Below are 11,654 nucleotides of genomic sequence, written 5' to 3' on the forward strand. Positions count from 1 at the left end.
TGTCACTTAATGTGGCGCGCAGCAGGATCAGGGGGCGATCGGCGGGGGAGTATTCATGGACCGAAAATTCCGGAGACAGGTGTGTTTCGATACGCACGCACGCCTGATATCTCTATCGAAAGTGTTGCCTGACAACGCTCGTCGTTCGAGTGGTGTTGTCGATGGTTGCTGATGCCATGGGTCTGGAATGGGCGTCTCCGGCCGAGCCGGATGTCGTCGTCATCTCGGCGCAACTGCGCGACGTCGGTGCCGCAATGAACCGTATTCTCGAGCCGCACAGTACGTTTCGCTCGATCTATGATCATGTTCTCTCGATACCGGGAAAGCGTGTGCGTGCCGGGATGGTACTTGCGTGTGCTCAGCTCGCGCCGGGTGCTCATGCGGTGCCGCTGCACGACGCCGTCGACATCGCAGCGGCGGTCGAGATGCTGCACGAATCCTCTCTGATACACGACGACATCTGTGACGGGTCGGTACTTCGCCGCGACAACGATTCCATTGCAGCCGCATTCGGTGTTCGAGTGGCGGCGTACGCGGGCTTCCATCTGGCCGGAACCGCACTGCGGGAAGTCGCGAGAGTGCTCGACGCCAACCCTTCGGTGTTCGCCCGAATCGGGCACGCCGTCGGTGTGACGTATCTCGATGAGCTGTCGGAGCTCTCGTACGGTCAGTTGATCGAGACCTTGCCGCCGGATCTCGACGACGACGCGCTCAGGAGGCACTACCGCGCGGTCGCGGGAGCCAAGACCGGGACTCTGTTCAGAGTCGCCTGCGCCTACGGTGGTACAGCAGGCGGAGTCGACGACGACGGACTGCGCAGTCTGATGAACTACGCAGATCATCTGGCGTTGGCATTCCAGATCATGGACGACGTCCGCGACATCGAGGGCGGTCCGAACCTCGGTAAGGATGCCTGCGGAGATCTCGAACGCAGAGTGCCCACCTGGCCCGTGATCGAATGGCTGTGCACCGATGCCGAAGCGCGGACGATGTGGCTCGACGAATCGGTGTCCAGCCGTGACCTGCAGGCCGCACTGACGCACAGCGGAGCGATTGCCAGTGCCCGTGAGTTCGCCGATTCCGCGACGCGGCAGGCCTGCGTCGCGACCGAGTGTTTCGTCGATTCGCCTGCGCGAGAGCACTTGCGCACACTGGCCCGACGAGTCGTGCTCCGGTGAAGGCCAACCGTCTGCTGATACTTGCCCGCGGTGTACGGGATCTTCGACGTGCAGTCGATCCGGCCGCGCTCGTACGCGCAGGTTCGCCGGATGAACTCGCCGAATCGGCATTGATACCCGCCGCACGAAATCTGGCCGTGGCTATCAACCTGTTGCCGGAGCTGCAGCGCGCCGAATCGACTGCGGCCGTGCTGGCCTGCCGAGTGCTCGACGCCTACGAGGATCTCTACTCCGGTTCCGAGGGCGCGGCGACGACGGTGCTCTGGGCGGCCCGATATCTCGTGGGCGAGGACCCGGTTCCGCCACCCCCGTTGCGCGCACGGATCCTGCGTGAGAGCGACGCGGTGGATTCCATTCTCGCCGAACGGATCACCGACGTTCGGGCGTTGGTCGGTCGGCTACCGGCCGCCGGACGTGCGCGGGTGCGAGAGTTGTCGATCGACGTTGCCACTGCGATGGCAGACAATCTCGACGTGCCGATGTCGCGGATCACGTACGGCGAGAGAGTGCTCGGACGTGTCGTGGTCCACGCGTGCGCGGTGATCTGCGAGAACGATCAGGACGTCGGCAACGAGGATGTCGCCGAGCTGGCCCACTGTGTGGGAGCCGCGGCGCAACTGGCGAACGATCTCCGCGATCAGGAACTCGAGCTCTACCGAGTGGGTACCGGTGCCGAGTTGACGCACGAGATCGTATTGCGTTTGCTGACACCGGCACTCGGGACGTTCGCGCTGTTGTCGCATCTCGGTCGGCGAATCCGGAGCAAGGGTGCTCGGGCGGCCGTCGCCTATATGTCGATCACCACGACCGCCTTCTTCTGCGGCGCGGTGGGAGTGCGAAGTCCGTATTCCAGGAGGCTGCGTCTGGTCGGCGCCGTGGTCGCGGCCACCGGTACCGGCCGATGGGAGGCCATGCTCGATCGCTTGCGTGAGTCGGTGGACACAACGGTCGAGTTCCTGCTCGACTCGTCGCCCCAGGAAGGTCGAGAGTCGCCGGACAACCTGTTTCCGCGCGTCGATGCGCACTCCCAGGGCACCTCGATGGGTGCGATCGTCGTGGACTCGGCAATGGCGCTCGTCGACGGGCTGCCGACCGGAGCGATGCGCGGCGAGCTGCCCGACGATCAGATCCGCCGGATGATGATCGCCGACCACCTCGCGTTCGGATCGCTGGAGCGAATGCACCCCGGCGACAGCAACGCCATGCACCTTCTCGGCACTCGGTTTCAGACGGCTGCGATGTCCCGGATGGCACCGCATCTCCCACTCGATTCTGAAAGGCAACCATGACTGCGGTGACACCCCGGAACGAGACCGGTACGACCGGCGAGCCGAAAGATCCGATCAGCAGACGCATCTTCCGTCTGGAGAATCCGGCGAATGTGGGCCCGCTCGTCCACATCGCGCTGTGGCTCGGGCTTCTTGCGTTCGGGCTGTTCGCGCCGATCGCCCAGCGCTGGTACATCGCGATGCCTCTCGTGCTCGTCCTGACCCTGCTGAGCTTCTCCTTGACCATCGGGGTGATGCACATGCACACCCACCGCCCGCTGTTCGTCTCGCGTCGGGCCAATCGAGTGGTGGACATCCTGTGTTCCCTCCCTGCCTCCTTGACGGCGGCCGAGATGCGCGAGGTGCACGTGCTCAATCATCACCGATACAACGACGGCCCGGGAGACGTGACGTCCACCGAGGGTCGGGAGCACGGTCTGGGTGCCGTCGGATACTGGATCCGGTACGGCTCGATCGTCAAGATGCACACGGTCCGTGAGTTGTTCGCCACCGGGGTGTCGGACGGCAGACGTAAACGACGGCGTCAGTTCGTGTTCGATTGCGCTGTTGCACTGACCTTTATCGTCGGTACCTGGTACCTCGCCGGGACGGGTCCGTTCGTGGTGTTCTACTGGATCCCGTTCTTGATCACGCAGGTCAATTCCGGGTACTTCGCGTGGCTCACCCATGCCCCTGCCCGAGGCTTCGAGGACGACCCGAGCAAGTCGCTGAACACGGCCGGGAACTGGCTCAACTTCTTCATCTTCAATCAGGGGTATCACAGTGTGCACCATCGCTATCCCGGTGTGCACTGGAGTGTCATTCCGGACAAGCTCGTGTTCATGCGCGACGTGGAGCCGGAGGTCATCGTTCCGTACTGGATGACGATCCAGTCCGCATGGCGACTGGCGATCCCGGGCGCGTTCCTCGACGCGAAGTACGGTGAGCGTTGGAAAGCCAAGCTGGAGAGCAGGATAGAAGCAGGGACCGTACGGCCGCGAGTTCTGCGCTGGTTCGCATGGATCTGACTCCCGGGCAACAGGTCCGCGCGACGCTGAGCGATCGAGCTCGGCTGCTGCACTTCCTCGTTGCCCTGACCGGGTACGTGATCGCCGGAATCACGGTTCCGTTGCTGTTGCTCTTCTCCGGCGGTCGGCTGCTACCCAAAACCGTCGACGACGGACCGCATCTGTCGCCGTGGGTTGCAATCCCCATCGATCTGGCGCTCATCGCGCTGTTCGGCCTGCAGCACTCGGGGATGGCGCGACCGTCGTTCAAGGCGTGGCTCACCCGGCGGGTACCCGAAGCGCTCGAACGCACCGTCTACATCTTCATGGTGAGCGCGGTGGTCTGGGTTCTCGTCCTGGCCTGGCAGCCCATCCCGTACCGGATCTGGTCGGTCGACGGTGTTGCAGGCCGTGTTCTCGACTCCGCCTTCTGGGTGGGCGTGCTTCTGGTCTACGCAGCGACACTGTTGCTCGACCACTTCCACCTGCTGGGCCTGCGACAGGCGTACCGCGAGTATGTGATCCGGATTCCCGACGCCACCGCGGATCGATTGCAGGTCCACGGGCCGTATCGGTTGGTGCGTCACCCGTTGATGACCGGACTGCTGCTGACCTTCTGGGCCGCGAGCGAGATGACAGCCGGCCATCTGCTGTGGGCCGCTGGTCTCACCGGCTACATCTTGCTGGGGACTGCGCTCGAGGAACGCGACTTACTGGCGAGGTTCGGCAGTTCGTACCGCGCCTACGCCGCTCGGGTACCGGCGTTCTTTCCGTCTCCGATGCGCGTGCTGCGCCGAACGGCACCACGTGCCGCGACCGGGCGATCCGAAGACACCATCCAACGCACCACCGAAAGTGACTCCACACCATGGTCGTCCACGACACCGCAGTAACTCGTCCGCACCCATCCGATTCCGCGCCGACCCCTGTGCGAGAGGTCGAGGTTGCGGTGATCGGTGGGGGTGTGGGCGGCATCGGGCTCGCAGTGGCACTGCGCAGACGCGGTATCGAGGACTTCGTCGTTCTGGAACGCGGCAACGACTTCGGCGGAACCTGGCGCGACAACACCTATCCGGGTGCCGCGTGCGATGTTCCCTCGCACCTGTACTCGTTCTCGTTCGATCACAACCCGGACTGGTCGCAATCGTTCTCGACGCAGCCGGAGATCCAGGACTACATTCTCGGCGTCGCCGAGCGGCACGACATTCGAGGGAAGTTCTCCTTCGATCACGAACTGATCGCGGCCGATTGGGACGAATCGACGTCGCGCTGGATGCTGGCCACAACCCGCGGACCGATCAGTGCGAAGGTAGTGGTCTCGGCCATGGGTGCACTGTGCGAGCCGAACATGCCGGACATCGAGGGGATCGACCGTTTCGACGGCCCCGTCTTCCACTCGGCGCAGTGGGACCACACCATCGACCTCGCACAGAAGCGGGTGGCGGTGATCGGTACCGGAGCATCGGCCATTCAGATCGTTCCAGCAATCGCGAGCACGGTCGCCCATCTCGATGTCTTCCAACGGACGGCACCGTGGATCTTCCCGAGGCTGCTCCGAAAGTACAGCACGCTCGAGAGGTTTGCCTTTCGCCGAGTTCCCGGTCTCACCAGTGCCTTTCGATCGATTCTCTATCTGCTGCGAGAGATTTACGCGATCGTGCTCATCAAGTTTCCCCCGGCGACCGTCGGCCTCGGACTGATCGCGGCGGTCAAGATGAGAATCGAGGTTCGAGACCGCGCCCTGCGAGCTCGGATCACTCCCGAATATCGTGTCGGCTGTCAGCGGATGTTGTCCTCGAACGAATATTATCCGGCCCTCGGTCGCGAGAACGTCGATGTCGTCACCTCCGGAATTGCCGGCGTGCAGAAGGATTCGATCGTGACGGCCGACGGCACCGTGCGTCCCGTCGATGCGATCGTGGTCGCCACCGGCTTTCGCATCACCGACTCGCCGGCGTTCGATCTCTTTCGCGGCCGGGCCGGTCGAACGTTGGCCGAGTTGTATGCGGAACAGGGAGTTTCGGCGTACAAGGGCACCGCCGTAGCCGGGTTCCCGAACATGTTCGTCATCCTCGGGCCGAATTCCGGGCTGGGCTACTCCTCGGCCATCTACATGATCGAGTCGCAGATCGAGTACATAGTCGACGCGGTAGCCGCTGTACAGAATCAGCAGATCGCCAGCGTCGAGGTGCGCCCCGAGGTGCAGGAACGCTACAACAGCGATCTCCAGCGCAAGATGAGCAAAAGCGTCTGGGTCACCGGTGGATGTCGAAGTTGGTTCCTGGACAGCACCGGGCGCAACGTGGCGCTATGGCCTGATTTCAGCTTTCGATTCCGAAGGCAGCTACGCACATTCGACATCGAGTCCTACGACGTCGTACAGCGCGCCGCATCACTCACGGCCGCCGTGAGCGCAACACCAGGTTCGCTGCGCTGATGTCGTCGATCACCAGATCGGTGATCAGACCACCGCGCAGGGCCGCGGTGAGGGCGTCGAGTTTGGATTCCCCGGCCACGATCGCGACCCGGCGGGGAACGGCTTTGAGTCGGTCGAGGCTCGGCCCGCTGGACCTGTCGTTCAACGCGATACGGTCGTAACTACCGTCGGAGCGTAGGAACACGGTGGCGATGTCTCCGACCACGCCGTCACGTCGGAGTTCGGCACCGTCCTCGGGTTCGAGGTAGCCGGCGCTGTACACGTGGCTCGGCACGGCTCCGCTCATGACGCCGATGCTGAACACGGCCAGGTTCATCCGATCCTGCAACTCGAGTACTCGCTTGATGCTGCGTTCACGCCACAGGTGTCGGCGGGTCTCGGGGTAATCGAAGAATGCGGGAACCGGAAAGCCCTGTGCCACAGCGCCGTAGGCGTCGGCGAAGGTTCTGATGATGTCGGTTGCGTAGGAGACTCCGGTGGTGCGGGTGTTGGCCGCCCCGTTGAGTTGCACGACGGTCGAGTTGTGGGTTCTCTTGGGTGCCAGCTTGCGGCTGACGGCGCTGACTGTGGTTCCCCAGGCAACGCCCATCACCATGTCGGACTCGAAGAACGATGTCAGCAATCGACCGGCGAATGTGGCGACACGATCGAGGCGTTGCAATTCGTCTACCGTCTCCGAGACGGGGACGACGTGTGCACGGATGTCGTACAGATCGGCGAACGCCCGCTCGATCCGCGGTGCATGTCCGAGCGGTGTCGAAATCTTGATCTCCACCAGTCCCGACGCCCTCGCGAAGGTGATCAGTCGTGAGACGGTCGAGCGGGAGACACCCAGCTCACGGCCGATCGCCGCCATCGTCATGTCCTGGAAGTAGTACAGCCGCGCGGCCTGGGTGGCGTGGCCGGTCCGCAGGTCGGATTCGGGAGTGATGTCGGGGTCCGTCACCGGCACCAGTGTACGACCGAATTGCACATATGTGCATCAGCTGTGCAACGCAGTGCAGGGCGTCTACCGTGGCAAACAGCACGCAATGTGGCGTGCATCACCAACTTTGCGGAGGCTACACAATGGCTCGTAAGGAACCGGAATGGGGACTGCCGGCGCACATGGCTGCCGAGTTCGCCGGAACCATGATTCTCATTCTGTTCGGCGTCGGCGTCGTCGCGCAGGTCGTCTCGGGGGGTGAAGCGGGAAGTCTCGGAGACCACGACTCGATTGCCTGGGCATGGGGGCTGGGCGTGATGTTCGGCATCTACGTTGCGGGTCGCATCACCGGCGCACACCTCAACCCTGCGGTGACGATCACCTTCGCACTCTTCCGCGGATTCAGCTGGAAGATGGTTGCGCCGTACATCCTCGCGCAGACCGCAGGTGCCTTCGTGGCCGCGCTGCTGGTGCGCTGGAACTACAACGACATGATCAATGCGGTGGACCCGGGACACACCACGGCCACCCAGACGATCTTCTCGACGCTTCCCGGTAACGGCACTCTGCCGGTCAGTGTGTCCTCGGCGCTGATCGATCAGATCATCGGCACCGCGATCCTGCTGTTCCTCATCGTGGCCGTGACCGATTCGCTCGGCACCGCACCGATGGCCAACATGGCTCCTCTGATCGTCGGCCTCATCGTCGTCGCCATCGGCTTCGCATGGGCCACCAACGCCGGATACGCGATCAATCCGGCCCGAGATTTCGGACCTCGCCTGGCGTCGTACATCACCGGATACGGTGGAGCGTGGCGTGATCAATACGGCGGCCTGTACTTCTGGGTCCCGATCGTCGGACCTCTCGTAGGCGGACCGATAGGAGTGTTCCTGTACGACCTGCTGATCGGAAAGAACCTACGCAAGCAAGAAGGTTCGACGCCCGAGCCGCCATCACGACTCCCAGCCGACACCCAGACCACAGGAGAAAAGCCATGAGCGAGTTCGCAGGAAAGTACGTCGCCGCGATCGATCAGGGAACCACGTCGTCACGATGCATGATCTTCGATCACGCGGGCACCGTCGTCGCCGTCGATCAGAAGGAACACAAGCAGATCTTTCCTCAGGCCGGCTGGGTCGAGCACGACGCGTCGGAGATCTGGGACAACGTGCGCGCCGTCGCGGCCGGTGCCATGGCCGCAGCGGACCTGACGCGCGAGGACATCGCCGCAGTCGGTATCACCAACCAGCGTGAGACGGCGCTGGTGTGGGAACGCGCGACGGGCAAGCCGATCTACAACGCCATCGTCTGGCAGGACACCCGTACCGATCGCATCGCCACCGCGCTGGGCGGCGGCGACGCCAACAAGTACACCGCCAAGACCGGACTGCCCTTGGCCACCTACTTCTCCGGCCCGAAGATCAAGTGGATCCTCGACAACGTCGACGGTGCACGGGCGAAAGCCGAAGCGGGAGAACTGTGTTTCGGCAACATGGACACCTGGGTGCTGTGGAACATGACCGGCGGCACCGACGGCGGGTTGCACTACACCGATCCCACCAACGCCTCACGCACCCTGCTGATGGATCTCGACACCCTGCAGTGGGACGAGAGCATCTGCGCGGACATGGACATCCCGATGTCGATGATGCCCGAGATCCGCTCCAGCTCCGAGGTGTACGGTACCGGTCGCGAGCGCGGGCCGTTCCGTGGTGTGCCGATCGCCGGCATCCTCGGCGATCAGCAGGCAGCCACCTTCGGGCAGGCCTGCCTGTCTCCCGGCGAGGCCAAGAACACCTACGGCACAGGAAATTTCGTGCTGCTCAACACCGGCACCGAAAAGGTCATGAGCAAGAACGGACTGCTGACCACGGTCTGCTACAAGATCGGCGACCAGCCGACGGTGTACGCGCTCGAAGGTTCGATCGCCGTGACGGGCTCGCTCGTGCAGTGGCTGCGGGACAACCTCGGCATGATCTCCTCCGCCGCGGACATCGAGACCGACGCACGTTCGGTGGACGACAACGGCGGCGCGTACTTCGTGCCCGCATTCTCCGGACTCTTCGCTCCGCACTGGCGGTCGGATGCCCGCGGTGCCATCGTGGGATTGACGCGGTTCGTCAACAAGGGGCATCTGGCCCGAGCCGTACTCGAAGCCACGGCCTATCAGACGCGTGAAGTGATCGAGGCGATGAACGCCGACTCCGGTGTCGATCTCGAGGTACTCAAGGTCGACGGCGGAATGGTCGTCAACGAACTGCTGATGCAGTTCCAGTCCGACATCTTGAACGTGGATGTGGTTCGTCCCGTCGTGGCCGAAACCACTGCTCTCGGAGCGGCATACGCGGCCGGCCTCGCCGTCGGGTACTGGGAGAGCGAAGACGACATCCGCCAGAACTGGGCCGAGGACAAGACATGGACCCCGTCCATGGACGAAGACCAGCGGGCGAAGTTGTACGCCGGCTGGAAGAAGGCAGTAACACGAACTCTCGATTGGGTTGATGAAGAATGAGTTCCACCACAACGGCTTTGAGCCCACAGTCACGCGCGGATGCGTTGGCGCGGATGGAAGCCGAAGAGCTCGACATCCTGGTGATCGGCGGCGGCGTCGTCGGAGCGGGTACCGCATTGGACGCGGTGACCCGCGGATTGAAGGTGGGCCTGCTCGAAGCGCGGGACTACGCGGCCGGCACGTCCAGCCGCTCGAGCAAGCTGTTCCACGGCGGTCTGCGCTACCTCGAGCAGTTCAACTTCGCGTTGGTGTTCGAGGCGCTGAAGGAGCGTTCGCTGGTACTGAACAAGCTCTGCCCGCACCTCGCTCGCCCGGTGCCGTTCATCTATCCGCTGGAGAAGGTGATCGATCGTCCGTACGTCGGGCTCGGCATCGGCGTGTACGACGTCATGGGTGCCGGACGCGGTGTGCCGAGCCATCACAAGCACCTCGGCAAGAAGAAGACGCTCGAGTCTTTTCCGTCCGGTAAGCGTTCGGCGATCCGCGGTGCGGTGAAGTTCTACGAGGGCCAGGTCGACGACGCGCGGCACACGATGATGCTTGCCCGTACCGCAGCGGCCTACGGCGCGTTGTGCGCCAACAGCACTCGCGTCACCGGCTTCCTTCGGGAGGACGACAAGGTTGTCGGCGTCGTGGCCAGCGACCTCGAAACGGGCCGCTCCTTCGAGGTACGGGCCAAGCAGGTCATCAACGCGGCGGGTGTCTGGACCGACGAGGTGCAGCAGATGGTCGGTGGGCGTGGACAATTCCAGGTTCGCGCATCCAAGGGTGTGCACCTGGTGGTGCCGCGCAACCGCATCAACAGTGCCACCGGCATCATCACGCGAACCGAGAAGAGTCTGCTGTTCGTCATCCCGTGGGGCAGTCACTGGATCATCGGGACAACCGATACCGACTGGAAGCTCGATCTGGCTCACCCGGCCGCGAGCCAGAGCGACATCGACTACATCCTCGGCCATGTGAACAAGTTGCTCGCCGATCCGTTGGACCGGACCGACGTCGTCGGCGTCTACGCAGGTCTGCGTCCGTTGCTGTTCGGTGAATCCGATTCCACCAGCACCCTTTCCCGGGAGCATGCGGTGTCCAGTCCGGTACGCGGCCTGACAGTCATCGCGGGCGGCAAGTACACCACCTATCGAGTGATGGCCAAGGATGCAGTCGATTCCGCGGTACACGGGCTGGAGCGCACAGTGCCGAAGTGCGTCACCGAAGACATCCCGTTGGTCGGTGCCGACGGCTACCTGGGTGCGTTCAACTCCCGCGCTCTCACGGCCGAACGCACCGGGATGCGCGTCTCACGCGTCGAGCATCTGCTGGGTCGGTACGGCACCCTGATGGGTGAGTTGTTGGATCTCATCGGCGCCGATCCCGAGCTCGGCAAGCCTCTCGAGAGTGCACCGGAGTACCTCAAGGTCGAGGCCGTCTATGCCGCGAGTCATGAAGGCGCGCGGCACCTCGAAGATATTCTGACGCGTCGTACCCGCATCTCCATCGAGGTTCCCGATCGTGGTGAAGCGGCCGCCGACGAGGTGGCCCGGCTGGTGGCACCCATCCTGGGATGGGACGATCAGCACGTTGCCGAGGAGATCGAGCACTATCGGCTTCGTGTTCTGGCAGAACGCGATTCGCAGCAGCAGCCCGATGACGACACTGCCGATGCAGCCCGACTCGGGGCACCGGACGTGCGCGCCGGGGTGAGCTGACCTTATCGGTCGAGTGGTTCGGTGAGGTAGCGCCGCAGCGTCGGCCCTACCCACCGGACCAACTGCTCGTGGCTCATCTCTGCCAGTGGCGACACCTGGAGGATGTAGCGAGCGAAGACCAGGCCGAGTACCTGGGTTCCGACGAGCGCAGCGCGTTCTGCGTGCCGGTCGACCGTGACGGCGGCCAGGGCAGGCGCTACCTGCGTGGCGAACACCTGTTGCATCGCCGCGGCTGCGGCGGCGTTGGTGGCGGCCGCGCGCATCAAGGCAAGGAATGTGCCGTCCTCCTCCCAGATCTGAAAGAACCTGGGCATCAACACTTCTGCAATTCTGTCGGGTGCGATGTCGGTCAGATCCGGAATGTCGAGTACGAATGTGGCGGCTTCGGCGAACAGCGCTTCCTTGGTTCCGAAATACCGGACGACCATGGCCGCGTCGACGCCTGCCGTGCCGGCGACGGACCGCATGGTGGTGCGGTCGTAGCCGTCGGCCGCGAATTGTGCGCGGGCTGCGTCGAGAATGCGAGCCCGGGTGGCGGTCGCGGATCGAGGTTGTCGTTCGGTCATCTCCGTAGCCTAAGTCAACGACCGTTGACCACTGCGCTCGACGGGTCTATCGTCGGAA

At 63.7% G+C, this 11,654-nt stretch carries 10 protein-coding genes; 8 read left to right on the plus strand and 2 right to left on the minus strand.

Going from position 1 to position 11,654, the window contains the following annotated elements; genetic code table 11:
• Nucleotides 1–161 precede the first annotated feature (161 nt).
• The 5 genes from BH93_RS03040 to BH93_RS03060 are packed head-to-tail and all read left to right on the plus strand — an operon-like array spanning nt 162 to nt 5,890.
• Nucleotides 162–1,178, plus strand: coding sequence for a polyprenyl synthetase family protein (locus tag BH93_RS03040; protein WP_080739225.1), 1,017 nt, complete (start codon nt 162–164; stop codon nt 1,176–1,178).
• Entirely contained in the window at nt 1,175–2,467 is a 1,293-nt protein-coding gene (locus BH93_RS03045; protein ID WP_052065482.1) for a hypothetical protein, read from the plus strand. Before BH93_RS03040 ends, BH93_RS03045 begins: the two co-directional genes overlap by 4 nt.
• A complete protein-coding gene (locus tag BH93_RS03050; RefSeq protein WP_037175707.1) occupies nt 2,464–3,474 on the plus strand; it encodes a fatty acid desaturase in 1,011 nt (336 codons plus the stop codon). The genes BH93_RS03045 and BH93_RS03050 overlap by 4 nt, the downstream gene beginning before the upstream one ends.
• Nucleotides 3,465–4,346: a methyltransferase family protein gene (locus BH93_RS03055; protein ID WP_080739164.1), complete on the plus strand. Its 882-nt coding sequence runs from the start codon at nt 3,465–3,467 to the stop codon at nt 4,344–4,346. The genes BH93_RS03050 and BH93_RS03055 overlap by 10 nt, the downstream gene beginning before the upstream one ends.
• Entirely contained in the window at nt 4,322–5,890 is a 1,569-nt protein-coding gene (locus BH93_RS03060; protein WP_080739165.1) for a flavin-containing monooxygenase, read from the plus strand. The genes BH93_RS03055 and BH93_RS03060 overlap by 25 nt, the downstream gene beginning before the upstream one ends.
• Here the strand turns inward: BH93_RS03060 and BH93_RS03065 are convergent.
• Complete coding sequence (locus BH93_RS03065) at nt 5,850–6,836, minus strand: sugar-binding transcriptional regulator (RefSeq protein WP_155291057.1); 987 nt, start codon at nt 6,834–6,836, stop codon at nt 5,850–5,852. The genes BH93_RS03060 and BH93_RS03065 overlap by 41 nt on opposite strands.
• Nucleotides 6,837–6,958: 122 nt before the next feature.
• Here BH93_RS03065 and BH93_RS03070 point away from each other — a divergent pair, with 122 nt between their 5' ends.
• Genes BH93_RS03070 through BH93_RS03080 form a run of 3 tightly spaced genes read left to right on the plus strand, consistent with a single transcriptional unit; the run spans nt 6,959 to nt 11,030 of the window.
• Entirely contained in the window at nt 6,959–7,813 is an 855-nt protein-coding gene (locus BH93_RS03070; RefSeq protein ID WP_037175709.1) for an MIP/aquaporin family protein, read from the plus strand.
• Entirely contained in the window at nt 7,810–9,327 is a 1,518-nt protein-coding gene (gene glpK, locus BH93_RS03075) for a glycerol kinase GlpK (RefSeq protein WP_037175711.1), read from the plus strand. The genes BH93_RS03070 and glpK overlap by 4 nt, the downstream gene beginning before the upstream one ends.
• Nucleotides 9,324–11,030, plus strand: coding sequence for a glycerol-3-phosphate dehydrogenase/oxidase (locus tag BH93_RS03080; protein WP_037175712.1), 1,707 nt, complete (start codon nt 9,324–9,326; stop codon nt 11,028–11,030). The genes glpK and BH93_RS03080 overlap by 4 nt, the downstream gene beginning before the upstream one ends.
• A 2-nt stretch (nt 11,031–11,032) precedes the next feature.
• On the opposite strand, the gene BH93_RS03085 is transcribed toward BH93_RS03080, so the two are convergent.
• Nucleotides 11,033–11,596, minus strand: coding sequence for a TetR/AcrR family transcriptional regulator (locus BH93_RS03085; protein WP_037175715.1), 564 nt, complete (start codon nt 11,594–11,596; stop codon nt 11,033–11,035).
• Nucleotides 11,597–11,654 lie beyond the last annotated feature (58 nt).

It is taken from the genome of Rhodococcoides fascians A25f (genome assembly GCF_000760935.2).
Taxonomy (GTDB): domain Bacteria; phylum Actinomycetota; class Actinomycetes; order Mycobacteriales; family Mycobacteriaceae; genus Rhodococcoides.